At 69.1% G+C, this 22,456-nt stretch carries 27 protein-coding genes; 13 read left to right on the forward strand and 14 right to left on the reverse strand.

The window, feature by feature from the left end; all coding sequences use genetic code 11:
- Position 1: 1 nt before the first annotated feature.
- The 4 genes from MRBLWH11_RS13940 to MRBLWH11_RS13955 all read right to left on the reverse strand — a co-directional run bounded on the left by MRBLWH11_RS13940 (position 2) and on the right by MRBLWH11_RS13955 (position 3,946).
- Positions 2–1,312, reverse strand: a complete 1,311-nt coding sequence (locus tag MRBLWH11_RS13940) for an acyltransferase (RefSeq protein WP_341945288.1) — start codon at positions 1,310–1,312, stop codon at positions 2–4.
- 98 nt (positions 1,313–1,410) lie between these two features.
- The gene (locus tag MRBLWH11_RS13945) at positions 1,411–2,082 is read right to left on the reverse strand and encodes a response regulator transcription factor (RefSeq protein WP_116634798.1); all 672 of its coding nucleotides are present in this window, start codon (positions 2,080–2,082) and stop codon (positions 1,411–1,413) included.
- Positions 2,079–3,323 (reverse strand): histidine kinase, encoded by a 1,245-nt coding sequence (locus MRBLWH11_RS13950; RefSeq protein WP_341945289.1) that lies wholly within the window; start codon positions 3,321–3,323, stop codon positions 2,079–2,081. The genes MRBLWH11_RS13945 and MRBLWH11_RS13950 overlap by 4 nt, the downstream gene beginning before the upstream one ends.
- Positions 3,324–3,328: 5 nt before the next feature.
- Positions 3,329–3,946, reverse strand: a complete 618-nt coding sequence (locus MRBLWH11_RS13955; RefSeq protein ID WP_341945290.1) for a VTT domain-containing protein — start codon at positions 3,944–3,946, stop codon at positions 3,329–3,331.
- A 164-nt stretch (positions 3,947–4,110) separates the two neighbouring features.
- Here MRBLWH11_RS13955 and MRBLWH11_RS13960 point away from each other — a divergent pair, with 164 nt between their 5' ends.
- The 7 genes from MRBLWH11_RS13960 to MRBLWH11_RS13990 are packed head-to-tail and all read left to right on the forward strand — an operon-like array spanning position 4,111 to position 9,157.
- Positions 4,111–5,709, forward strand: a complete 1,599-nt coding sequence (locus MRBLWH11_RS13960; protein ID WP_116634801.1) for an ABC-F family ATP-binding cassette domain-containing protein — start codon at positions 4,111–4,113, stop codon at positions 5,707–5,709.
- A 30-nt stretch (positions 5,710–5,739) separates the two neighbouring features.
- Positions 5,740–6,324, forward strand: a complete 585-nt coding sequence (locus MRBLWH11_RS13965; protein WP_341945291.1) for a pyridoxamine 5'-phosphate oxidase family protein — start codon at positions 5,740–5,742, stop codon at positions 6,322–6,324.
- A gap of 52 nt (positions 6,325–6,376) precedes the next feature.
- Entirely contained in the window at positions 6,377–7,039 is a 663-nt protein-coding gene (locus MRBLWH11_RS13970) for an HAD hydrolase-like protein (RefSeq protein ID WP_341945292.1), read from the forward strand.
- Between the two features lie 22 nt (positions 7,040–7,061).
- Positions 7,062–7,421, forward strand: coding sequence for a metalloregulator ArsR/SmtB family transcription factor (locus MRBLWH11_RS13975; protein ID WP_341945293.1), 360 nt, complete (start codon positions 7,062–7,064; stop codon positions 7,419–7,421).
- Positions 7,418–7,915, forward strand: coding sequence for an SRPBCC family protein (locus tag MRBLWH11_RS13980; RefSeq protein ID WP_341945294.1), 498 nt, complete (start codon positions 7,418–7,420; stop codon positions 7,913–7,915). The genes MRBLWH11_RS13975 and MRBLWH11_RS13980 overlap by 4 nt, the downstream gene beginning before the upstream one ends.
- 36 nt (positions 7,916–7,951) lie before the next feature.
- Entirely contained in the window at positions 7,952–8,386 is a 435-nt protein-coding gene (locus MRBLWH11_RS13985) for a cupin domain-containing protein (RefSeq protein ID WP_341945295.1), read from the forward strand.
- 3 nt (positions 8,387–8,389) lie between these two features.
- On the forward strand, positions 8,390–9,157 hold the full coding sequence (locus MRBLWH11_RS13990; protein ID WP_341945296.1) for a hypothetical protein: 768 nt from the start codon (positions 8,390–8,392) through the stop codon (positions 9,155–9,157).
- Positions 9,158–9,163: 6 nt separating this feature from the next.
- On the opposite strand, the gene MRBLWH11_RS13995 is transcribed toward MRBLWH11_RS13990, so the two are convergent.
- The 4 genes from MRBLWH11_RS13995 to MRBLWH11_RS14010 are packed head-to-tail and all read right to left on the reverse strand — an operon-like array spanning position 9,164 to position 11,170.
- A complete protein-coding gene (locus MRBLWH11_RS13995) occupies positions 9,164–9,976 on the reverse strand; it encodes an SURF1 family protein (protein WP_116634805.1) in 813 nt (270 codons plus the stop codon).
- Entirely contained in the window at positions 9,973–10,167 is a 195-nt protein-coding gene (locus MRBLWH11_RS14000; protein ID WP_341945297.1) for a hypothetical protein, read from the reverse strand. The genes MRBLWH11_RS13995 and MRBLWH11_RS14000 overlap by 4 nt, the downstream gene beginning before the upstream one ends.
- On the reverse strand, positions 10,164–10,514 hold the full coding sequence (locus MRBLWH11_RS14005) for a DUF3099 domain-containing protein (protein WP_116634807.1): 351 nt from the start codon (positions 10,512–10,514) through the stop codon (positions 10,164–10,166). Before MRBLWH11_RS14005 ends, MRBLWH11_RS14000 begins: the two co-directional genes overlap by 4 nt.
- Positions 10,515–10,564: 50 nt before the next feature.
- Positions 10,565–11,170, reverse strand: coding sequence for a DUF4190 domain-containing protein (locus MRBLWH11_RS14010; RefSeq protein ID WP_341945299.1), 606 nt, complete (start codon positions 11,168–11,170; stop codon positions 10,565–10,567).
- Positions 11,171–11,313: 143 nt separating this feature from the next.
- Between MRBLWH11_RS14010 and MRBLWH11_RS14015 the strand changes: the two genes are divergently transcribed.
- Positions 11,314–12,024 (forward strand): beta-ketoacyl-ACP reductase, encoded by a 711-nt coding sequence (locus tag MRBLWH11_RS14015; RefSeq protein WP_045280106.1) that lies wholly within the window; start codon positions 11,314–11,316, stop codon positions 12,022–12,024.
- Positions 12,025–12,048: 24 nt separating this feature from the next.
- Here MRBLWH11_RS14015 and MRBLWH11_RS14020 read toward each other — a convergent pair whose 3' ends face one another.
- Genes MRBLWH11_RS14020 through MRBLWH11_RS14030 form a run of 3 tightly spaced genes read right to left on the reverse strand, consistent with a single transcriptional unit; the run spans position 12,049 to position 14,713 of the window.
- A complete protein-coding gene (locus MRBLWH11_RS14020) occupies positions 12,049–12,744 on the reverse strand; it encodes an alpha/beta hydrolase (RefSeq protein ID WP_341945300.1) in 696 nt (231 codons plus the stop codon).
- 41 nt (positions 12,745–12,785) lie between these two features.
- On the reverse strand, positions 12,786–13,421 hold the full coding sequence (serB, locus tag MRBLWH11_RS14025) for a phosphoserine phosphatase SerB (RefSeq protein WP_341945301.1): 636 nt from the start codon (positions 13,419–13,421) through the stop codon (positions 12,786–12,788).
- Positions 13,422–13,471: 50 nt separating this feature from the next.
- Positions 13,472–14,713, reverse strand: coding sequence for a glucose-1-phosphate adenylyltransferase (locus tag MRBLWH11_RS14030; protein ID WP_116634812.1), 1,242 nt, complete (start codon positions 14,711–14,713; stop codon positions 13,472–13,474).
- A 70-nt stretch (positions 14,714–14,783) separates the two neighbouring features.
- Here MRBLWH11_RS14030 and glgA point away from each other — a divergent pair, with 70 nt between their 5' ends.
- From glgA to MRBLWH11_RS14045, 3 genes are all read left to right on the forward strand, one after another.
- Positions 14,784–15,968, forward strand: a complete 1,185-nt coding sequence (gene glgA / locus MRBLWH11_RS14035; RefSeq protein ID WP_341945303.1) for a glycogen synthase — start codon at positions 14,784–14,786, stop codon at positions 15,966–15,968.
- 17 nt (positions 15,969–15,985) lie between these two features.
- Entirely contained in the window at positions 15,986–16,771 is a 786-nt protein-coding gene (locus MRBLWH11_RS14040; protein WP_116634814.1) for an ABC transporter ATP-binding protein, read from the forward strand.
- Positions 16,772–16,882: 111 nt separating this feature from the next.
- Positions 16,883–17,140 carry a type B 50S ribosomal protein L31 gene (locus tag MRBLWH11_RS14045; protein WP_021200734.1) on the forward strand — a complete coding sequence of 86 codons (258 nt, stop codon included), beginning with the start codon at positions 16,883–16,885 and terminating at the stop codon, positions 17,138–17,140.
- A 66-nt stretch (positions 17,141–17,206) separates the two neighbouring features.
- Here MRBLWH11_RS14045 and MRBLWH11_RS14050 read toward each other — a convergent pair whose 3' ends face one another.
- From MRBLWH11_RS14050 to MRBLWH11_RS14060, 3 genes are read right to left on the reverse strand one after another with little or no spacing between them, the layout of a single operon-like run.
- Entirely contained in the window at positions 17,207–17,491 is a 285-nt protein-coding gene (locus MRBLWH11_RS14050; RefSeq protein WP_341945304.1) for a hypothetical protein, read from the reverse strand.
- 55 nt (positions 17,492–17,546) lie between these two features.
- Complete coding sequence (locus MRBLWH11_RS14055) at positions 17,547–18,803, reverse strand: alpha/beta fold hydrolase (protein ID WP_341945305.1); 1,257 nt, start codon at positions 18,801–18,803, stop codon at positions 17,547–17,549.
- Positions 18,803–20,806 (reverse strand): DUF262 domain-containing protein, encoded by a 2,004-nt coding sequence (locus tag MRBLWH11_RS14060; protein WP_341945306.1) that lies wholly within the window; start codon positions 20,804–20,806, stop codon positions 18,803–18,805. The genes MRBLWH11_RS14055 and MRBLWH11_RS14060 overlap by 1 nt, the downstream gene beginning before the upstream one ends.
- A 176-nt stretch (positions 20,807–20,982) precedes the next feature.
- On the opposite strand from MRBLWH11_RS14060, the gene MRBLWH11_RS14065 reads away from it, so the two are divergent.
- Positions 20,983–21,756, forward strand: coding sequence for a hypothetical protein (locus tag MRBLWH11_RS14065; protein ID WP_116634818.1), 774 nt, complete (start codon positions 20,983–20,985; stop codon positions 21,754–21,756).
- 195 nt (positions 21,757–21,951) lie between these two features.
- Positions 21,952–22,455 (forward strand): DUF3145 domain-containing protein, encoded by a 504-nt coding sequence (locus tag MRBLWH11_RS14070; protein WP_116634819.1) that lies wholly within the window; start codon positions 21,952–21,954, stop codon positions 22,453–22,455.
- Position 22,456: the final 1 nt, after the last annotated feature.

A 22,456-nucleotide genomic window follows, 5' to 3' on the forward strand; every position in this document is an offset into this window, starting at 1 on the left:
CTCACGCGATCGCGAAGTCCGCACGGGTGGGCACCGCGTCGCTCGGAGTGCGCCGAGCGAGACGCAGGGACGCGGCGAGGAGGGCGACCGCGATCATCGCCGTCGCCACGGAGGTGCCGAGGACCAGGAGCATCACGATGCCGATCAGCCCCAGCAGCGTGCCCAGTGCGAGACCGCGCGTCGACCGGGTCGGCTCCGGCGCGGTCTGCGTCTCGAACCGGGTGAAAGCGAGCGCGACCACCGCTGTGAAGGCGAGGGTCGCAGCGAGCCAGAGAGGACGCCCGGCCCACCAGTCCGCGCTGTCGAGCGCGGGGAGTGCGGCGCCGGTGAGCAGTGCGACGGCTGCCGTGAATCCGGCCATGGCGAGCAGGATCGGCATGTGCCACAGGTAGATCGTCATGGCGCGTCGCGTCACGAATCCGGTGAAGGCGGCCGGCAGGGGACGTCGGCTGAGGCGCTCGATCCGGTCGCGGTGCAGTGAGAGGGCACCGGTGTGCGCCACACCGACGAGCAGCAGCGCCGCCGTGGGCGGGTTGATGTTCGCGATGAGATCGGGAGAGTACACGCCGGTGAGGAAGGTGACGGCCAGGAGCGCGACCGCTCCCACGACGGCGAGCGTGCGGGTGCGCCGGCTGAGGGCGTCGATACGGCCGTCGGCGAGGAAGAATCCCAGCTGCTGAAGGGTCATCCAGACGAAGGCGAGGTTCAGGAAGCCCAGACCCTCGATGCCGCTGGCGGCGCGCAGCGCGTCCACGAGCACGGATGCCGCGGCCAGTGCTCCGATGGTCGTGAACGGGGCACGCTCGTGCGCGGCTGCGAGGACGGGCAGCAGCGCCTGGCAGAGGACGAAGACCCCGAGGAACCAGAGCGGCTGGCCGTAGCGGAAGCCGGCGGTGGCGATGAGATCGGCCGGGACGCCGATCACCGTGAGCACGGCGAGGGCGAAGCCGACGACGACCACGGTGAAGATCGCCGGTCGCAGCAGGCGATGGATGCGTCCGGCGACGAAGTCGGTCGCGGTCCCGCCGCGCTGCCGCAGGCGCCGATACGCCAGGAGACCCGAGAACCCTCCGATCACGAAGAAGAGCGGCATCACCTGGAGCACCCAGCTCAGCGGCGCGATCCATGCCGTGCCGTCGCTGGCGTTCTCGAAGAGCGGCCCGGCATCGGTGACCGTGACCCCGACCATGAGGGCGTGGAGCAGCACGACTCCCAGGACGCAGAGGGCCCGGATGAGGTCGATCCCCGTGTCGCGCGACGCGCGCGGCGGGGGAGTGGGAGTCGCCGTGCGCGGCGCCTGGGCGATGGTCATGAGTCCTCCTCGGGAGCGGTGTTCCCGAAGACTATGGACGCGGTATGCGCTGCGGCATCACCCTCCGGTGCCGTTCTCTCCCCCTACCGGAGGATGAGTCAGGAGGACGGCTCGACGAGCCCGGTGTCGTACGCGAGGATCACGGCGTGCACGCGGTCGCGCAGGTTCAGCTTCGCGAGGACCTTGCCGACATGGGTCTTGACCGTCTGCTCGGCGATGAACAGGTCGGCGGCGATCTCGGTGTTCGAGCGCCCCTTGCCGATGAGCACGAGCACCTCGCGCTCACGCTCGGTGAGCTCGGCCAGCGCCGTGGTGGCCTTGGGGCTTCGCGGCCGACGCCCGGCGAACTGCTCGATCATGCGCCGGGTGACACTCGGGGCGAGCAGCGCGTCGCCACCCGCGACCACGCGCACCGCGTGCACGAGCTCCTCCGGCAGAGCGTCCTTGAGCAGGAAGCCGCTGGCCCCGGCCTCCAGCGCGTCGTAGACGTAGTCGTCGATGTCGAAGGTGGTGAGCATGAGGATCCGCGGCACATGCGCCGCAGGATACGACGGGCCGAGGATGCGTCGGGTGGCTTCGATGCCGTCCATCTCCGGCATCCGCACGTCCATCAGGATCACGTCCGGGTCGACGCGGGCCGCCAGCGTCACGGCCTCGGCGCCGGTGGCGGCCTGCCCCGTGACGCGGATGCCCTCGTGGGCATCCAGCAGCGCGGCGAATCCGGCTCGGACCATCGCCTGGTCGTCGGCGATGAGCACGCTGATCGTCACGTGATCTCCTTCTCGGTGGTGAGGGCGTCGCCGACGGGGAGCGACGCCTCGACGGTCCAGCCTCCGTCGTCGTCAGGGCCGGCGGAGAGGCTGCCGCCGAGCAGCTCGGAGCGTTCCCGCATGCCACGGAGGCCGTAGCCCGTGCCATGGCTCTCCGGGGTGCGCGGGGGCGCGGCGTTGTGCACGCGGATGCGGATCGTCGCGGCATCCGCGTGCAGCCGTACGCTGATGCGCGCACCCGGCGCATGACGCACCGCGTTGCTCAGGGCCTCCTGGATGATGCGGAAGGTGGCGATCTGCGCGGCTGGGTTCGCTGCGGCCGCGGCGTCTCCGCCCTCGATCACCAGGCCGACCTCGACGCCGGCGCGACGGATGCTGTCGATCAGGGCCGGAACATCGTCGATGCCCTGCTGCGGGGTGAGTTCGGCGCTCTGGTCCTCGGTGCGGAGCACGCCGAGCATCCGTCGCATCTCGGTGAGCGACGCTCTCGCCGTCGCCGCGATGTCCTCGAACTCGGCTGTCGCGGCCTCGCCGATGTCCGGGAGGCGGTAGCGGGCGGTCGACGCCTGCACCTGGATCACCGACATGCTGTGGGCCACCACGTCGTGGAGCTCACGGGCGATGCGGGTGCGCTCCTCGACGAGCGCGCGACGCGAACCTTCCAGAGCGCTGTGCTCCTTCTCGCGCGACAGCTCGGCCGAGACCCGCAGTCGGCCGGACACGAGCGCCGCGATCAGGAGCATCGCCGCCGCGATCGATGAGGTCACGATCAGATCGGCGGTCGCGCTTCCGGCGGAGCCGGCCGTCGCGACCATGTCCGGGCGGAGAAGAGGCGCGGTGAGCGACACGATCACGCCGATGATCAGGGGGAATGCCCCGATCCGCGCGCCGTGCACGAACGTCACGACCCCGACGAACAGGACGAACGTCAGGAGAGCGGGAACCGACCATGGCCAGGGCGAATGGGTCGCGAGCTCCGGGACGACGAGGAGCGGAAGGACGAAGGCGGCGGCGCAGAAGAGCGCGATGGCCCAGCGCGGGTGGGCGATCGCGAGGAGCGGCGACACGCAGAGGGCGGCGCCGAGGATGAACGACAGGGGGAGCGGCGTACCGAGGAGGAGGGTCTGGAGGGGGACGAGGGTCGAGTACAGCGCGATGCTCGCCACGCACAGCGCAGCGAGCGCAGCGGTGCGCCGACTGATCCGCGGACGGCGCGGGGGGCGCTCTCTGCGTCGTGCCATGTCTGTCATCCTGCCAGTTGGGGAACGGTCTCGCGCCGTCGACGGGCGGCGGCGACCCGGTCGATCACCACTCCGATCGCGAGGGCGATGACGATGCCGAGCCCGGCGCTGAGGAGCGGCTGATCCTTGATCCAGGCTCCCGCGAGCAGACCGATGGCGAGGCTGAAGATGCTCCAGCTGAGTCCGGCGATCAGGCTCAGGGGCACGAAGCGTCGCCACGGGAAGCCGAGCGCGCCGGCGGACATGTTGACGGCGACTCGGCCGACGGGGATGTATCGCGCGCCCAGGATCAGGACGGCGCTGCGACGGTCCAGCGCGGTCTGCGCATGCGCGAATGCGGCGGCGACCCGTGGTCGGCGCATCCAGGCGAAGCGGGTCGTCCCGAGACGGCGTCCGATCGCGAAGGCGATGTTGTCGCCGATCGCGGCTCCGACGGCGCCGATCGCGCCGAGGAGCAGCAGGTTCCCGTCACCCGAGGATGCGGCCACTGCCGCCGCCGCGACCAGCACCGTCTCGCTCGGTACCGGAGGGAAGAACCCGTCGACGATCGTCACGACCAACAGCACGAGGTACAGCCAGGGGGAGGCGATGGCCTGCATGATGAGCTCGTTGAGGATGTCCACTCCTGCACGCTACGGAGCGCGTGCCGGTGCGGGCATCCCTCTCCGGTATCGTCCCTCTCACTCTCGGGACTGATCTTCCTGACCGGCGCTCCCTGCTGCGCCGCTTATACTGGGAGGCTGGCCCGTCGGCCGACTCTCTCCCCTTGAACGAACGGACATCCGCTGTGCTTGCCGTGCACGACCTCGAGATCCGCGTTGGCGCGCGCCTGCTCATGGAGAACGTCTCCTTCCGCGTCGCCGACGGCGACAAGATCGGACTCGTCGGTCGCAACGGCGCAGGGAAGACCACGCTGACCAAGGTGCTCGCCGGCGACGTGCTGCCGTCCGGTGGCAGCGTGACGCGCTCGGGCGAGCTCGGCTACCTGCCGCAGGACCCGCGTTCCGGCAATCCGGAGGATCTCGCGCGAACGCGCATCCTCGATGCCCGCGGCCTCGGCCAGCTGAACCTCGGGATGACCGAGGCGTCGCTCGCCATGGGATCCGACGACCCCGCGGTCGCGGCGAAGGCGATGAAGCGCTACGCCTCCCTGACGGAGAAGTTCGAGGCGCAGGGCGGGTACGCCGCCGAGGCCCAGGCCGCCTCCATCGCGCACAACCTGTCCCTCCCCGATCGCATCCTCGATCAGCCGCTCTCGACGCTCTCCGGCGGTCAGCGCCGCCGCATCGAGCTCGCTCGCATCCTGTTCTCGGACGCGCAGACGATGATCCTCGATGAGCCGACCAACCACCTCGACGCGGACAGCGTCGTCTGGCTGCGCGAGTTCCTCAAGGGATACAAGGGCGGACTGATCGTCATCAGCCACGATGTCGAGCTCGTCGGCGAGACCGTGAACCGGGTGTTCTACCTCGACGCCAACCGTCAGGTCATCGACACCTACAACATGAACTGGAAGAACTACCTGCGCCAGCGGGTGGCCGACGAGGAGCGTCGCAAGAAGGAGCGCGCCAACGCCGAGAAGAAGGCGACGACCCTGCAGCAGCAGGCCGCGCGCTTCGGCGCCAAGGCCTCCAAGGCCGCGGCCGCCCACCAGATGGTGGCGCGTGCCGAGAAGCTGCTCGCGGGTCTCGAGGATGTCCGGCAGGAAGACCGCGTCGCGAAGCTGCGGTTCCCGAAGCCCGCCCCGTGCGGCAAGACCCCGATGATGGCCTCCGGTCTGTCGAAGTCCTACGGCTCGCTCGAGATCTTCACGGATGTCGACCTCGCGATCGACCGCGGCTCGAAGGTCGTGGTGCTGGGGCTCAACGGTGCCGGCAAGACGACTCTGCTGCGGATGCTCGCCGGCGTCGACCAGCCCGACACCGGGCAGCTCGAGCCCGGACACGGGCTCAAGGTCGGCTACTACGCGCAGGAGCACGAGAACCTCGATGTGAACCGCTCGGTGCTGGAGAACATGGTCTCCGCGGCTCCGCACATCACCGAGACCGAGGCGCGCAAGGTTCTCGGCTCGTTCCTGTTCACCGGTGACGACGTGCTGAAGCCTGCAGGCGTCCTGTCCGGCGGAGAGAAGACGCGTCTGTCTCTCGCGACCCTCGTCGTGTCGTCGGCGAACCTGCTCCTGCTCGACGAGCCCACGAACAACCTCGATCCCGCGTCGCGTGAGGAGATCCTCGGAGCTCTCGCGCACTACGAGGGCGCCGTCGTGCTGGTCTCGCACGACCCCGGTGCCGTGCAGTCGCTGAACCCGGAGCGCGTGCTGATCCTCCCCGACGGCGTCGAGGACATCTGGAGCCAGGAGTATCAGGACCTCATCGAGCTGGCCTGACCGCTCGCAGGGCGTGGCATAGTCGACAGGGTGACGTTCGACGATCAGGACCGTGAGCTGCTCCCTCTGAACGACTGGCTCCGCGGTCGCCATGCGCTGACCGGAGTCGCGCCGGAGTGGGATCTCGACGCCGTGCCCGCGGAGCCGACAGAACTCTTCCGGGAGTGGCTGCTGCGGGCGGATGCCGATGGCGTCGCCGAGCCGCATGCCGCCACCCTCGCGACGGTCGACGCCGCGGGCGTCCCGGATGCGCGGACGTTGATCCTCAAGGGGATCGACGCGGGCGGATGGGCCTTCGCCAGCACCCGTTCGTCGCGCAAGGGAGCGCAGCTCGCCGATTCGCCGGCCGCGGCGCTGAACTTCTGGTGGCAGCCGCAGGTGCGCGCTGTTCGGGTGCGCGGGCGCGTGGAGGAGGCGACCGCCGAGGAGAGCGCGGCGGACCTCGCGGCGCGATCGGTCGCGGCGCAGGCGGGTGTCGCCGCGGGGGACTGGGTGCGCTGGCGTGTCATCCCGTCGCGGATCGAGTTCTGGCAGGGATCCCGCGACCGCCGGCACACGCGAGTGGTCTACGAGTCCGTCGGCGACGGCTGGCGGCACTCGGTCGCCCGGGACTGATCGGGACGAAGGGGTACGGGCCGGTGTCGGCGACCCTCGCTAGCGTGAACGGATGAGTCTCGCCCACATCCGCGCAGTCTGCTGGGACTGGAACGGCACCCTGCTCGACGACGCGGAGATCTGCCGCCAGGTCATGAACACGGTGCTCGTCGACCACGGGCGTGAGCCCCTGGCCGATCTGGAGGCCTATCGGTCCGTCTTCCGGTTCCCGATCCGGGAGTTCTACCGCTCAGTCGGCGTCGGCGACGATCGTTTCGTCACTGCGGCGTCCACGTACCTGGCCCGACTCGCGATGCGAGTCGCGGAGCCACGGCTCCACGAGGGTGCACTCCGCACCGTTCGCGGCATCGGCCGGCTCGGGGTCCGGCAGGTTCTCGCATCGGCGACCGTGTCCGACGCGCTCGCCCGGCAGATGGCGCCCCATGGTCTGGATCGCCTGTTCGAAGCGGTCCTCGCCATCGATGATCCCTATCGAGCGTCGAAGCACGAGGTCATCCGCGGCTGGCTGACGACGTCCGGCCTGGAGCCGGCAGACGTCCTGATCATCGGGGACACGAATCACGACCACGAGATAGCCGAGGATCTCGGGACCGAGTTCCTCCACTTCGAAGCGGGCCACGGGATCCGCTCCGGCGAGGCGCGACGGATCTCCGCGCTCGATGAGCTGCTTGCCCTGCTCGGGCCGCCGCGGCATCTCGCCCTCGACAAAGCGTAACCATGCGGTTACTCTTTTGTTCATGGACGGAGCTCGAGCGATCGCGGACCCGGTGCGACGGGAGATCCTCGAGCTGGTCAGCGCTGCGCCTCTCCCGGCCGGGAGCATCGCCGCGCATTTCTCGATCAGCCGACCTGCCGTGAGCAAGCATCTGCGCGTGCTCGTCGAGTGCGGCGTGGTCGAGGCGACCGTGTCAGGGCGGCAGCGGATCTATGCGCTGCGCTCCGAGCCGCTCGTCGAGGTCGCGACCTACCTCGACCGCCTTCTCGGGGCGCCCTTCGAGGCCCGATTGGACGCCCTGGAGACCGAGGTCGCACGAGCAAGGCGTCAGCGCAGGGCCCGACCGCCATCCGAATCGAGCATCAGAGGAGAGACAGCATGAACGCACCCGCACCGACCGGACGGCTGGTCCCCGTCGCAGACGGACACGACCTGGTCTTCGCCCGTACGCTGCCCGGATCGCTGGAGGACTCCTGGGCGAGCATCACGGAACCGGAACGCACAGCCCGGTGGATCGGCGCCTGGGAGGGTGAGGGAGCGGTCGGCGCGACGATCAGGCTGCGTCTCGGCTTCGAGGAGGAGTCGCCCTGGGCAGACGTCCGCATCACCGAGTGCGATCGGCCACGACGGCTCCGGGTGCTGTCGATCGATGAGGCAGGAGCCTGGGATGTCTCGATGGAGCTGACGCCCGCCGGTGAGCGCACGGAGCTGCGCTTCACCATGCACGCCGTGGACGCCACGACGATCGGCGACGTCGGCCCGGGATGGGAGTGGTACCTCGATCAGCTGATCGCCTCGATGTCCGATGCTCCGCTGCCGCCGTTCGAGGACTACTACCCCGCGCAGCGCGAGTACTTCGCGGCGCTGGCGCGCTGAACAGGAGATCATCCGATGTCGGAGGAGGAGAGAAGCGTGAGCGGATATCAGGTGGTGGAGATCGGGGCTCTCGACGAGTGGCGGGGGCACCACGGCGGCTTCGACGAGACGCGGTCGCGGGACGGGCGCCGGGTCGTCGACCACGAGCTGACGATGCAGTACATCGGGATGACGGCGAATGCGCTCGTACCCGGTGAGGAGGCCGGCTACTGGCACGTGCATCGGAAGATCGAGGAGGTCTACGTCTTCCTCGCCGGGCGCGGTCAGATGGGACTCGACGACGACGTCGTCGAGGTGGGTCCGGGAACCGTGATCCGAGTCGGCCAGGGCGTCGCTCGCACGTGGCGAGCCCGCCCGGACAGCCAAGGCGAGCTGCGTTGGCTCTGCCTCCGCGCGGGCGGCGAAGAGCTGCCCCACCTCCCGGACGACAGCTCGCGACTGCCCGAGAAGCCGATGCCCTGGGCGGACTGAAGCATGGACGAGACCCTCGCAGCCGCGCCACCGCGGTCCCCGGACTTCAGCGATGACTTCCGGGACGGACTCGATACGGAGAAGTGGATCCCGCACTACCTGCCGCAGTGGACTGTCTCCGAGCGGTCGGAAGCGCGGTATCGGATCACCGAGTCTGGGCTGGAGCTCCGGATCGACGCCGAACAGCTCGATTGGCGCGAGGAAGATGCTCCGATGCGCGTGTCGAACCTGCAGACCGCTGTCTTCTCGGGTGCGGTCGGGTCGATGCGCGGGACCCATCGCCATCGCGCCGATGGACTCGAGGTGCGGACGGCGACGCCGACGCGCATCCTGTTCGCTCCGTCGCGAGGACGCGTCGATCTGACTGTCGCTGCGAGCACAGACGACGGATGCATGCTCGCGGCCTGGCTCGTCGGAACGGAGCACCTCGCCGAGACCGACTCGGGCGAGATCTGCATCTTCGAGATCGACGCCGACGCCGTCTCTGCGGCGACGAGGGCGCGGACCGGCATCAAGGCACACCATGACCCGCGGCTCACGACCGACATGGCCGAGGTCGTGCTCCCGTTCGATGCGAGCGCGCCTCACACGTGGACAGTGATCTGGGGCGACGGAGAGACCACGATCGGATGCGAAGGGCGCGTGCTCCGCCGCATGCCGCAGGCACCGGAGTATCCGATGATGCTGCTGATCGATCTCTTCGAGGTCGGCGCGCCCTCGGGCACCTACCCCAAGACCGCCGTCATCTCCGAGGTCAGGGCCTGGAACTGATCGACGTCAGCGTGCGTCGAGCAGCTCGTCCTCGACGTCGGCATCCTTGTCGCGGCGACGCGTCTTCCTGACCGGTGCCGGAGCATCCTCCAGCTCTTCCCGATGCTTCACGATCTCGGTGCGGATGATGTAGCCGATGAACACGAAGCCCATCAGCGCGAACAGGATCCACTGGATCGCATAGGAGAGGTGCGGGCCGGGATCGTCGGTGGGGGAGTCGAACCCGCCCAGCGCCGCGTCGGCGGCAGGGGTCTCGCTGATGAGCTGGCCATAGGCGCCGGTGATCACGTCGCCATCCACGAGCTCGGCGATCGTCGGCAGATTGATCGTCGGGACCTGACCCTCCGGCGCACCGCGGCCGGATGCCGGGACCTGCTCGCTCTGGCGCAGTCGCGCAATCACAGTGACCTCGCCCTCCGGCGGTGCGGGTACCGCGTCGGGGGCGTCGCCGTCGCCCGGCGGCACCCAGCCGCGGTCCACGATGAACACGCGACCGTCGGCGTCGCGGAACGGCACCAGCACCTCGAAGGCGCTCGTGCCCCCGTGCGGACGGTTGCGCACCAGCAGCTGCTGATCGGCGAGATACTCGCCCTGCAGAATGACCGGATGCCACTGGTCGCCCGGTTCGAGCACGCCGTCGTCGCCGATGAGGTCGGCCAGCGGCACGGGGTCGGCGTCGTAGTTCCGCTCGATGAGCGCGATCTGCTCGGAGCGGGACTCGTTGCGCTCGAACTGCCAGTTCGACAGGAAGGCGCAGGCGATCGCGAAGCCGATCGCGACGAGCACATACACGCCCCACCGGGTCATCCTCTTGCTCATGCAGGGACACCGTCCCGCACCGTCACCGGGAAGTCCCGCGCGGCCAGGTAGTCCCGCAGGAACTCGACGTGCTCGTCGCAGGCGAGCCAGACCTTCTCGCGGTCAGCGGCGTGGATGCGGGGATTCCGCCAGACCACGCTCCTGGTAGCCGCGCGCCGGCATCCGGCGCGCGAGCATTCGAGTGCGGTCACGATCCGTCCTGCCGGCTTTCGCGGATCGTGAACACCGTCGGATCCGTGGTCTCGACGACCGTCGGCTCCGGTCGCGGTGCTTCCAGCTCCTGGACGGGGGATTCCGCGGTGGTCTCGGTGCTGTCGCTTCCCGCGTTCGCGAACACCACGGCGATGTACGGCAGCACCGCGGCGGCGATCCCGAATACCCACGTGTACCAGCCGTACGGCTGGACCAGCACCATCAGCGCGAAGCAGGCGATGCGGATGGTCATCGTGAGCGCGTAGCGGCGCACACGATGGTCAGCCTCATCCCGCGGGGACTGCGGGAGGGAGGTGACAGCCGGGACCTGACGCGCGTTCTTCACGATGAGTCCAGCCTACGCCGGTGCGGGATGCACGGCGTGCGGTATCGCGCTCAGCTGGAGAAGAGGAACGGGATCGTGAACGCGCCGAAGAAGAGCAGGCTGATGACGGTCGTGAACAGCAGCAGGGCCACGACCACGTAGCCGGTGATCAGACCGGCGAATGCCATGCCACGGCCGCCGAGCGCCGGATTGCGCTTGGTCTGACCGAGTGCCATGTGGCCGGTGATCACTGCGACGATCGACGCCAGCATCGGGACGACGGCCCAGAACAGGACGATCCCGGCGATGCCGCAGACTAGCGAGGTGATCGCCAGGCCGCTCGTCGGTCGCGCGGGGGGCATGGGGTAGCCCGGGGTGACGTACGGTGCGTAGCCGGGCTGCTGCGCCGGAAGCTGAGCGGGAGCGGCCCCGTACCCCTGCGGGGCGGGCGGTGCGCTGTAGACGGGCTGACTCGGGGCGACCGCGTAGCCCGGCTGCGGCGCGGCGGCGGGCGGTGCCGGGTATCCGACGGCAGGCGGAGGCGCCTGACCGTACGACGGCGCGGCTCCTGGATACGCCTGCACAGGCTGCGCGGGCGGCAGAGCCGGAGGCGCGGGCGGCGGGGGCGGGGAGACCGGCTGTTCGCCGGCGGGGGGAGGGAAGCTGTTGTCGCTCACGCGGAGGCCCTTTCGTCACGTTCAGAGTTCCAGGGCGGACTGCTCGTGTCAAACGCCTCGCCCGGGTCTGCGGGGCATCCTCGATAGGATCGATCACGGCTCGGACGCTCCGAGACCGCCGGTTCAGATCAGGAGTGATACCCATGAGTGCTCAGCGCGTCGTCCTCGTCACCGGAGGCAACCGCGGCATCGGCCGCGCGATCGCCGAGCGCTTCGTCCGTGACGGCTACCGCGTCGCCGTCACCGCGCGATCAGGGGAGGGCCCGGAGGGCACGCTCACCGTCCGCGCCGACGTGACGGATGCCGCCGCGCTCGATGCCGCGTTCACCGAGGTGGAGCAGCAGCTCGGTCCGGTCGAGATCGTCGTCGCGAACGCCGGGATCACGAAGGACACCCTGCTGTTGCGCATGAGCGAGGACGACTTCGACAGCGTCGTCGCGACCAACCTCGGTGGCACCTTCCGTGTCGTGAAGCGCGCATCGAAGGGCATGCTCCGCGCTCGCTTCGGTCGCGTCATCCTCATCTCGAGCGTCGTCGGACTCTACGGCTCCGCCGGGCAGGTCAACTACTCGGCCTCGAAGAGCGCCCTGGTCGGCTTCGCCCGTTCGCTCACCCGAGAGCTCGGCGGTCGCGGGATCACCGCGAACGTCGTCGCTCCCGGTTTCATCGAGACCGACATGACCGCCGAGCTCCCGGAGGAGACGCAGAAGCAGTACAAGGCGAACATCCCCGCCGGCCGGTTCGCGACCCCCGACGAGGTCGCGGGAGTCGTCACCTGGCTCGCCGGCGACGACGCCGGGTACATCTCCGGCGCGGTCATCCCGGTGGACGGCGGACTGGGGATGGGGCACTGACCGCGAGCCGCCGGCTCTGAGCCCTCAGCGGGCGACCGCGGCGACGATCAGCTCGCCGAGCTTCTCCGGCACGGAGAACTGGGGCCAGTGGCCGGAGCCGATTCTCACGACCTCTGCGTCATCGATCGCGTGGTACTCGTCGGCGTACGGTCCCCACTGGTCGATCATGCCCTCGAACGTCTCCTGATCGAGACCTCCCATGAGGAGCGTCACGGGAACGTGGTGGCGCGCGCTGTCGGCGAGGACGATCTCGTCGGTCGGCACGCGGGCCGGCACGCTGAGCGTCAGGGGAGCGGTGCGAGCGCGCACGGCCGCGTCGAGATCGCTGACGTCTTCGTCGGGGAAGAAGTCCCACCCGGGGAAGGGCACGACGCCGTCGACCAGCTCGAACTCGCTGATGCCGTTGCCGGACGGCGGCGGCACGGTGTCGACGAAGATCACGCGGCTCACGCGCTCGGGTCGAGCGTCGGCGACGCCCCACGCGACGTTGCCCCCGCCGCTGTGCCCCACTACGACGGCTGCGCCGGGCAGAGCATCGACCGCGCGTGCGGCCGCGTCGACCCAGTCGGCGATGCCGATTTCGGCCGACTCCGCGGCGGGGGCTCCGACACCCGGCAGGGTGAGCGGATGCACGCGGTGCCCCGCCTTCTCGAGCGTCGGGATCACCTCGTCCCAGCTGGAGGCGTCGAGCCAGAGTCCCGGGATGAGGATGATGTCCATTCCCCGACGGTAGCCGGGGTCGCCGACATCCGCCACGGGCGCTACGGCAGCAGCGCGATGACCTCGGCGAGGTCCTGCGGGCCGATGACCAGGCTGGCGGCCTCCCGCACCGCGGGCTTCGCGTTGAAGGCGAGGCCGAGGCCCGCCGCAGCCATCATCTGGAGGTCGTTCGCGCCGTCTCCGATGGCGATCGTCGCGTGCGGCGCGACGCCGAGCTCGATCGCCCACTCCCGCAGGGACGAGGCCTTCGCCGCGGCATCCACGATGTCGCCGTCGACCTGGCCGGAGAGGGCGCCATCGACGACCGCGAGCCGGTTGGCGCGCCAGCGGTCGACCCCGAGCTCGGGAGCGACGCTGTCGAGGATCTCGTGGAACCCGCCGGAGACCACGCCCACCACGCCACCTCGTGCGTGCACGGCCGCCGTCAGCTCGCGCACGCCCGACGTGGGCTCGATGCGGGCGCGGACGCGGGAGAACGCGGACACGGGCACGCCGGCGAGAGCGGCCACGCGCGAGCGCAGGCTCGCGGCGAAGTCGACCTCGCCGCGCATCGCTGCCTCGGTCGCGGCCTGCACCTCGTCGCGGCGGCCGGCCTCGTCGGCGAGCAGCTCGATCACCTCGTTGCGGATGAGGGTGGAATCGGCATCGAGGACGACGAGGAATCGCGCGGAGGTCACGGCTTCGAGCCTAGCGACCGCGCGGACCGTCTTCGCGCCGCGTGACCGACTCAGCGCTCGATGAAGACGCCCTTGCCGACGACGGTGATCCCCGACTCGGTGACCGTGAACCCGCGCGCCAGGTCGCGCTCGCGATCGACTCCGACGGTCGCACCGTCGGCGAGGACGACGTTCTTGTCGAGGATCGCGCGATGCACCCGCGACCCCTGGCCGAGCTGCACATGGTCGAACACCACGGAGTCCGTGATGGTCGAGCCGCCGCCCGCCAGGGTCCACGGCCCGACCACGCTGCGCTCCAGATGCGTCCCGGAGAGCACGGAGCCGAGCGAGACGATCGAGTCGATGGCGTTCCCGATGCGGCCGACCGAGTCGCGCACGAACTTCGCGGGAGGGGAGTTGACCGCCTGCGAATGGATCGGCCATTCCATGTTGTAGAGGTTGAAGATCGGAAGCGTCGAGATCAGGTCGCGGTGGGCGTCGAAGAACGAGTCGATCGTCCCCACGTCGCGCCAGTACGAGCGGTCGCGCGGCGAGGAGCCGGGAACCTCGTTCTGCTTCATGTCGTAGTAGCCCGCTTCGCCGCGATCGACGAAGTAGGGCACGATGTCGCCGCCCATGTCGTGTCCCGAGGTGGGGGATTCGCCGTCGGCCTCGACCGCGGCGATCAGAGCGTCGGCATCGAAGATGTAGTTGCCCATCGAGGCGAGCACCTCGTGGGGCGAGTCCTCGAGACCGGCGATGTCGGTCGGCTTCTCCAGGAACTGCTTGATCCGGCCCGTCTCGGCATCCGCATCGATCACGCCGAACTGCGAAGCCAGGGCGAGCGGCTGGCGGATGCCGGCGACCGTCGCCTTCGCGCCCGAGGCGATGTGCGCCTCGAGCATCTGTCGGAAGTCCATCCGGTAGACGTGGTCGGCGCCGATGACGACGACGATGTCGGGCTTCTCGTCGTTGATCAGGTTCATGCTCTGCAGGATCGCGTCGGCGGAGCCGGAAAACCAGCGCTTGCCGAGCCGCTGCTGCGCCGGGACGGAGGTCACGTAGGAATCCAGGAGCGCCGACATCCGCCACGTCTGCGAGATGTGGCGATCGAGGCTGTGCGACTTGTACTGCGTGAGCACGACGACCTGGCGGAGGCCGGAGTTTATGAGGTTCGAGATCGCGAAGTCGATCAGTCGGTACTGTCCGCCGAAGGGCACGGCGGGTTTGGCACGATCGGCCGTCAGGGGCATGAGGCGCTTGCCCTCGCCGCCGGCGAGGATGATCCCGAAGACCTTCTTTGGAGCGGACATGGCTCCACCATAGATGCCACTCCTTTCCGGTTCCTAGCGTCTGGACAAGTGAGTCGCTAGCGTCTAATGCATGCGAGTCGAGATGATCACCAAGGAATACCCGCCGGAGATCTATGGCGGGGCCGGTGTGCACGTCGCTGAGCTCGTCACCGCCCTGCGGAAGAGCATCGACGTGCGCGTCCGCGCATTCGGCGCACCGCGCGATGAGGAGGGGACTTTCGCCTATCAGCCGCCCGCGGAGCTCGCCGGGGCGAACGGGGCGCTCCAGACGCTCGGCACCGACCTCGAGATCGTCTCGGCGATCGCCGACGCCGACGTGGTGCACAGCCACACCTGGTACGCGAACTTCGCGGGACATCTGGCATCGCAGCTGCACGGGATCCCGCACGTGCTCACCGCGCACAGCCTCGAGCCGCTGCGTCCGTGGAAGGCCGAGCAGCTCGGCGGCGGCTACGCCGTGTCCAGCGGCATCGAGAAGCTCGCATACGAGAACGCCGCCGCGGTGATCGCCGTCAGCGCGGGGATGCGCGCCGACATCCTGCGCAGCTACCCGCAGGTCGATCCGGCCAAGGTGCGGGTGATCCACAACGGGATCGACGTCGAGCGCTGGCGTCCGGTGCACGATGCCGCGTTCCTCGAGTCGATCGGGATGGATCCCGATCGGCCGTCCGTCGTCTTCGTCGGTCGGATCACGCGGCAGAAAGGACTCCCGTACCTCCTCCAGGCAGCGCGGCTGCTGCCGCCGGAGGTGCAGCTCGTGCTGTGCGCGGGCGCCCCGGACACCCCCGAGATCATGGCCGAGGTGCAGGAGGGCGTCCGCCTGCTGCAGCAGAGCAGGGACGGCGTGATCTGGATCGAGCGGATGCTGCCGCGCGACGAGCTGTCCGCCATCCTGACGGCCGCCACGACGTTCGTCTGCCCCTCCGTGTACGAGCCCCTGGGGATCGTGAACCTCGAGGCCATGGCCTGCGGCGCCGCTGTCGTCGGCACGGCGACCGGCGGCATCCCGGAGGTCGTCGCCGACGGCGTGACCGGACGGCTCGTGCCCATCGAGCAGCTGCAGGACGGCACGGGGACGCCGGTCGATCCGGAGCGCTTCATCGCTGATCTCGCGGCCGTGCTCACCGAGGTCGCGATGGATCCGGAGCGTGCGCGCGAGTACGGCGCTGCCGGACGCGAACGCGCCAGGAGCGACTTCAGCTGGGGCGCGATCGCCGACACCACCCGCGCGCTCTACGCGGAGCTCCTCACCTGAGCCGATAGGCTTGGTGCATGCCGAGCGCTCTGGAATTCACCGACGTCGTCGTGCGCCGTGAGGGACGCAACATCATCGATCACGTGACCTGGGAGGTCGCCGACGACCAGCGATGGGTGATCCTCGGCCCGAACGGCGCGGGCAAGACGACGCTGCTCCAACTGGCCGACACGCTGATGCACCCGACCTCGGGCACGGTCACCGTCCTCGGGGAGACCCTGGGGCGCACCGACGTGTTCGAGGTGCGCCCGCGCATCGGGTTCGCGTCGTCCGCGATGGCCAAGCGGGTCCCGCGCGACGAGACCGTGCTCAACACCGTTCTCACCGCCGCGTACTCGGTGCTCGGACGCTGGAACGAGAACTACGAGGACATCGATGAGCGCCGCGCGCTGCGCGTGCTCGGCGACTGGCGCCTCGCCCACCTCGCGGAGCGCACCTTCGGCACGCTGAGCGACGGCGAGCAGAAGCGCGTGCAGATCGCTCGGGCGGTGATGACCGACCCGGAGCTGCTGCTGCTCGACGAGCCGACCGCGTCGCTCGACCTCGGCTCCCGCGAAGAGCTGCTGGCGCTGCTCAGCGGCTATGCGTCGTCGCCGACGACACCGGCGATGCTCATGGTCACGCACCACGTGGAGGAGATCCCGGTCGGATTCACGCATGTGCTGCTGATCCGCGACGGCGCCGTCGTCGCCGCGGGGCCGATCGCCGAGACGCTCACGGCCGAGACGCTCGGCGACACCTTCGGGATGCCGATCGTGCTGACCAGCGACGAGGGTCGGTACGCTGCGCGCGCCGCGGCCTGACCCTGATTACTGAGCTTCCTCGAACTACTGATAGAATCGACCCTTGGTGCTCTCCGCGCCGCAGACTTCCCTCGTCCCTGGCACAATCCAGGGCAGCAACTAAGGAATCCCATGAAGACTGACATTCACCCCGAGTACAAGGCTGTCGTGTTCCGCGACCTCGGCTCGGGCGAGACCTTCCTCACCCGCTCCACCGTGTCGAGCGACAAGACGATCGAGCTGGACGGCGTGGAGTACCCCGTCATCGACGTCGAGATCTCCTCGGCATCGCACCCGTTCTACACGGGCAAGCAGCGCATCATGGACTCGGCCGGTCGCGTCGAGAAGTTCAACCAGCGCTTCAAGGGCTTCGGCGGCTCGTCCAAGTAAGGACCTCTGCCGCGAAAGGCCCCGTACTCCTCGGAGTGCGGGGCCTTCGTCATGTCCGGAACGGTGTCAGATGTCGATGACGATGCGTCCGCGGTCGATCCTGCTCGGCGGGTCGCCGGGAGACGGCGCCGGTGCGGTCCGCTGTGTCTGCCGGTCCCGCTCCTGTCCGGCCTCGTGTGCCGAAGGGGACCAGACGGCGTCGAACGCTCCGCCGAGCCCGCCGGCCGTGGCGTTCTCGTACTTCTCCTCGACGGGCTTGCGCGAGAACGTGTGCATCATGCCGATGACGAGCAGTACCGGGCCCAGAAGGAGCACGCCTGCCGCCGTCGCCCACCCCAGCACATCGCTCATACGACCAGGATAGGCAGGCGGTGTCGCGGCGGCATCCGTCTGCGGGAGGATATCCTCAGCGGATGCGCCGCCCGTAGGCGAGGTCGATGAGGTGCGTCAGTACGGGCCCTGAACGGAGCCCGTTGTGCTCGTGCTCGCTCGTGATCCAGAGCTCGACGCCGGGGAGCAGGCGGGCGGTCTCGAGCGAGAACTCCATCGGCACGTAGACGTCGTTGACGTAGACGGCGGCGGCGCCGGTGGCCCCGGAGGCCGAGATGGCATCTGCGTCGTAGATGCTCGGCCAGACGAAATCGGCGAGCTCGAGCGCGACATCGCGCCACGGCTGGAACGCGGGGACGGTCTCGGTCCACTCCCGACGGATGTGCTCGCCCGTGAACAGGGTCGGATCCTCGCGGAAGTCGGTCGGCTCGGTCCGCTCCGCCGACCAGCGGGTGGCGTCTCCGTCGGCGTAGCTCGACTCATGGAACGCGAAGTACATCGGATTGCGCCCGTCGTACGGCATCGCGTGCATCAGGTCGTGGCGGAAGGCGTTGGACCGCGGATCGCGCTCCAGCAGAGACCACACAGTCTGCCAGCCGTCGTTCGTGCCGAGGGCGGAACCCAGCGAGCGCAGGCGCGAGCGCGAGACGACCTCGCCGTCGGGCAGGACGATGTCGCCGGCATCCGCTCGGTCGACCAGGCGGCGCATCGCGTCGCGGTGCTCAGGGAAGCGACGGTAGTACCGCTCGGATGCCGCGCGCATCTTGTCGTAGCAGAGCGCGTAGACGTCGTCGGGGTGACGACCCACGGCGCTCAACCCTCCGGTGATGAACACCTGCTGCAGGGAGTCGGCATCGGTCGACAGGTACGCCAGCGTCGTGAAGCCGCCGAAGGACTGGCCGAGCACGCTCCAGGTGGCGGCTCCCAGGTGCTCGCGGAGCGCCTCGCAGTCGCGGACGATCGCGTCGGCGCGCAGGTGCGTGAGATGCTCGGCGACGGCCGAGGCGCCCCGAGCGAGATCGTCGTCGCCGACCGGGGTGGATCGGCCGGTGCCGCGCTGATCCAGCAGGACCACGCGGTAGTGGGCGAGAGCCTCGTCCAGCCACGCGGGTGAGGCGGGGGAGTGGAACGGGCGCGGCGCCTCGTGACCCGGTCCGCCCTGGAGGAACACGAGGAACGGAAGTGTCTCGCCGCCCTCGCGCGACACGACGGCGGCGAACACGTCGATCGTCCGGTGATCGGTCGGGTCGCCCCAGACGAGGGGCACGGTGAGCGTGTGCTCCTCGACCGTCACGTCCATCAGCCGGCGCGTCGTTTTCTTCGCGGTGGTCATCACATCACATTCCCGATGTACGAGTACTTGACGAAGACCTCCGAGGCGATGCCGGACTCCTCCAGCACGCCCTGCACGGCGGTCATCATGTAGTTCGAATCCCATCCCATGTAGAGGAAGTGGGTGTCGTCGAGGTCATCCCACTGTCCCTTCCATGCCATCTCGTCGTAGATGGGGCCGCCGTGGCTCGCGCAGTAGGCGAGGGCGGCGGCTCTGCTGTCGGTCCACGCGCGGCGGAACACGCGGTTGAAGAGGTATTTGACGTCGGGGACGTCCCAGCGCTCTCCGCGGTATTCGACGTAGTCGAACTCGCGCTCCCAGCCGGCAGGCCAGCCCCGACGGCGGACGGCGTCCAGGATCGGGGTCAGGCCGTCGTCGTCGATCTCCGGCAGCGCCGGGCGCCCCCAGATGCGCAGCAGGTCGGCGGTGAGGGCGACGGTGCGCTGCGTGATCGCCGCTGTGCCCCAGGAGGCCGTCTCGCCCACGGCCCGGGTGGCCGGCACCACGCTCCGTGCGTAGGCATCGACGCGCTTGATCGGATAGGAGGCGCCGAAGACACGCTCGGCCAGCGGCTGCTCGAGCAGGGTGAGGTTGCCGAGAGTGGGGGCGAGCGCGCGATGGCTGTTCTGCTCGTCTTCCGAGTACTCGCTCCACGGACGCCGTCCGTCACCCGACCAGGTGTCGCCGGGCACTGCGGGCGCGATGTGTTCCACGTCGAACCCGTCGATGTCGTCGACGCCCTCGAGGCGCCCGAGCACGTAGGCCGCATGCGGCAGCTCGCTGTACTTCAGCACGGCGCTCACACGCTCGTCCGACGGCGTGATGCGGGCGAACGCGCGTGCGAGGGCATCGCGGCCCGCATCGCGCGCCCGGCACAGCCGCGCGATGAGACGCTCACCCGGCAGATTCACGAGCGTGCGGCGCAGGTGCATCGCCTGGATCCACTCCAACGTCTCGATGAGCTCAGCGCGATCGATGACGCCGCGCGCGTGGTCGCTGTACGCGCTCATCACCAGCGGATAGGTCGAGCGGCCGAACGTGTTCACGGAGCGGAGCTGGCGGGCGATCTCCTCGTCCTTCTCCCGCGACGGATCGAGCAGGACTCCGTAGATCTCGGCGAAGTGCCGCCAGTTCTCGGCATCCGCCTGCAGGTGGGCGACGTCGACGCGGGGGAACGACCGGCGGAACGCACTGTACACGCCGTGCTCGCCGTTCGCCGCCAGCTCGCGCCCCGTGGTCATCACGAGGTAGTGCCGCCAGAACGCCCCGATCGCCTCGCCCGTGTGGCGCTCGATCGGCAGCCAGAACCGGGCCTCCACATCGAGCTGCTCGGCGTGCGTCAGCCCCATGAGGATGTAGTTGTGGATGAGCTCGTGATCGCGCAGAGGCTCTCCGGTGGAGTTCAGGCTCTCGAAGATCTGCTGCGCGTTCGCCCGGGCGCCGAGCGTGATCGAGACGTGCTCGAGCTTCTGCAGTCCGCGCCAGATGCGGGGGGCCTCGTCGGCATGGATCTGACTGCGGAAGAAGGCGTAGTTGTCGTCGAAGCGGGACTCGCGATCGACGTCGTCGCGGCGGTCCAGCACCACCGACTCGTACAGGTCGGCCCAGGCGTCGTGCGGTCGCAGCTTCGTGCGTCCGGGCTCATCCGGTCGTACCAGCACGCGTTCGAGCTCCGCCGCCATCGTCGGGTCTCCGTCACGGACCGCGTGGTGCAGAGCGGCGACGAGCAGCATCAGCGTCGTGATGCGCTGCTGTCCGTCGATGAGGATGAGGTCGGAGCCGGGCTCCGGCCCGTCCTGTGCGGAGAGGATCGATCCGATGAAGTGCCGATGCTCGTCGTCTTCGCCGGCCACCGCACGGATATCGGAGAGAAGCCGCTCGCAGCCCCCGATGTCCCACCGGTACTGCCGCTGATACACCGGCACGACGATGCTCGTCGTCCCCGCCGCGAGCCACTCGATCGTGTTGACTGCTGTCGCCTCGACGTTTGTCGCACAGCTCATGCTGGTGTCTCGTCCTCCCGTTGCACAGGGCACCGAGGACTCGCCGGGCGCCCCCGTCAGTCTATTCGGTTATGCACGGCGGACCTCCGGGGAGCGCCCGCCGGTCGCTGTTAGGCTTGCCTTATCAGGGCCTGTTAAAACGTGCTGGCCCCCGATGAAAGGATCTGACTCAGATCATGGGATACATCAAGTCCGCTGCCCTCGAGGAAAAGGGATTCGTCGTCCTCGACAGCTACAACCAGGAGCTCGACCCCAAGGAATGGCTCGACATCGAGTACAACGACTGGAAGTCGTCCGGCGACACCCGGTTCGCTCCGCTCGCGAGCGCTTTCGGTGACATCGAATGCAACGGCTTCTGGAACCACAAGCCGCCGCGCACAGACAAGGACGGCGTCTGGATCGACTCGCAGACGGCCAAGGCGCCGAACCTGACGCGTCGCGCCCAGGAGCCGGGCGCCAACGTGGGGCGCTGCCGCGTCATCGAGCTGCAGCCCACGCCCTACGGCGACTGCCTCTACAACCTGCACCAGGACGACAACAACCGTCTGAACCCGGACGGGACCGGCTGGGTCGTCCGCGGGTTCTTCAACCTCACCGACGACAAGGACAGCTACTTCGTCCTGCGCGAGAACCGCACCGACCCGAGCATCGAGTACCGCATCGCTCTGCCGGCGGGTGCCCAGCTCATCGTCGACACCCAGCGCCTGTGGCACGCCGCCACGCACAACGGCGACGAGCCGCGCTACTGCCTGATCACGTCGTGGACCTCGGGCCCGGAGCTCGACGCCTACATCGAGAAGTACAACGGCACCGACGACGTCCCCAACTACGAGGTCGACCAGGAGACGCTCGAATTCGGCTACGCCGAGCAGGCCCGCAAGGACGCCGCTCGCGCCGCGTACTACGCGGCCAAGGGGCAGCAGGTCAAGCAGGCGATGAGCGAGGCGTAAGCCCGTTCCTGGGGTCGCCGACCCCATCGCAGCACGGAGAGCCCCGGTCGCTTCGACCGGGGCTTCTTCGTGCCCGAACTACATGCTTGTGATTTCGGCCCGACTGGGCGAGAATGGGCCCATAACCGCATATTCTCGCCACTCTCGTGGGTTTCAGGTCGTTGGGGAAGACGCACCTGATGAAACGGAGAGATCATGGCGACGGCTTACGCACGCGGAGTGGTTTTCGTCCACTCTGCGCCTCGCGCGCTCTGCCCGCACCTGGAATGGGCGGTAGGACGCGCCATCGGGCGCGCGGTCAACTTCGACTGGACCGAGCAGCCCGTGCTCGACGGTGCCCGTCGCGCCGAGTTCTACTGGGACGGACCTGTCGGCACCGGCGCCGCTCTCGCGACCGCGATCCGCGGTTGGGAGCATCTCCGCTTCGAGGTCACCGAGGATCCGACTCCTCGCAGCGACGGCGGCCGCTGGCTGCACACCCCCGATCTCGGCATCCATTACGCGCAGACGGATGCCGCGGGCAACATCGTCATCGGCGAGGATCGCATCCGCTACGCGATGGAGATCTCCGCAGGGAACGCGGTCGAGCTGCAGCGCGAACTGGACATCGCGCTCGGCTCGGCCTGGGACGAGGAGCTGGAGCCGTTCCGCCATGCCAGCGACGACGCGCGCGTCGTGTGGCTCCACAAGGTCGGCTGAC

This window comes from Microbacterium sp. LWH11-1.2, from assembly GCF_038397745.1.
Lineage (GTDB): Bacteria > Actinomycetota > Actinomycetes > Actinomycetales > Microbacteriaceae > Microbacterium.

Coding starts and splice junctions, on each gene's coding strand:
- MRBLWH11_RS13995 (WP_116634805.1), bottom strand. CDS start 9,976: ATGAGCAAGAGGATGACCCGGTGGGGCGTGTATGTGCTCGTCGCGATC.
- MRBLWH11_RS13940 (WP_341945288.1), bottom strand. CDS start 1,312: ATGACCATCGCCCAGGCGCCGCGCACGGCGACTCCCACTCCCCCGCCG.
- MRBLWH11_RS14020 (WP_341945300.1), bottom strand. CDS start 12,744: ATGGACATCATCCTCATCCCGGGACTCTGGCTCGACGCCTCCAGCTGG.
- MRBLWH11_RS13970 (WP_341945292.1), top strand. CDS start 6,377: ATGAGTCTCGCCCACATCCGCGCAGTCTGCTGGGACTGGAACGGCACC.
- MRBLWH11_RS14045 (WP_021200734.1), top strand. CDS start 16,883: ATGAAGACTGACATTCACCCCGAGTACAAGGCTGTCGTGTTCCGCGAC.
- MRBLWH11_RS14015 (WP_045280106.1), top strand. CDS start 11,314: ATGAGTGCTCAGCGCGTCGTCCTCGTCACCGGAGGCAACCGCGGCATC.
- MRBLWH11_RS14055 (WP_341945305.1), bottom strand. CDS start 18,803: ATGACCACCGCGAAGAAAACGACGCGCCGGCTGATGGACGTGACGGTC.
- MRBLWH11_RS14060 (WP_341945306.1), bottom strand. CDS start 20,806: ATGAGCTGTGCGACAAACGTCGAGGCGACAGCAGTCAACACGATCGAG.
- MRBLWH11_RS13950 (WP_341945289.1), bottom strand. CDS start 3,323: ATGGCACGACGCAGAGAGCGCCCCCCGCGCCGTCCGCGGATCAGTCGG.
- MRBLWH11_RS14030 (WP_116634812.1), bottom strand. CDS start 14,713: ATGTCCGCTCCAAAGAAGGTCTTCGGGATCATCCTCGCCGGCGGCGAG.
- MRBLWH11_RS14050 (WP_341945304.1), bottom strand. CDS start 17,491: ATGAGCGATGTGCTGGGGTGGGCGACGGCGGCAGGCGTGCTCCTTCTG.
- MRBLWH11_RS13980 (WP_341945294.1), top strand. CDS start 7,418: ATGAACGCACCCGCACCGACCGGACGGCTGGTCCCCGTCGCAGACGGA.
- MRBLWH11_RS13990 (WP_341945296.1), top strand. CDS start 8,390: ATGGACGAGACCCTCGCAGCCGCGCCACCGCGGTCCCCGGACTTCAGC.
- MRBLWH11_RS14040 (WP_116634814.1), top strand. CDS start 15,986: ATGCCGAGCGCTCTGGAATTCACCGACGTCGTCGTGCGCCGTGAGGGA.
- glgA (WP_341945303.1), top strand. CDS start 14,784: ATGCGAGTCGAGATGATCACCAAGGAATACCCGCCGGAGATCTATGGC.
- MRBLWH11_RS14065 (WP_116634818.1), top strand. CDS start 20,983: ATGGGATACATCAAGTCCGCTGCCCTCGAGGAAAAGGGATTCGTCGTC.
- MRBLWH11_RS13975 (WP_341945293.1), top strand. CDS start 7,062: ATGGACGGAGCTCGAGCGATCGCGGACCCGGTGCGACGGGAGATCCTC.
- MRBLWH11_RS14070 (WP_116634819.1), top strand. CDS start 21,952: ATGGCGACGGCTTACGCACGCGGAGTGGTTTTCGTCCACTCTGCGCCT.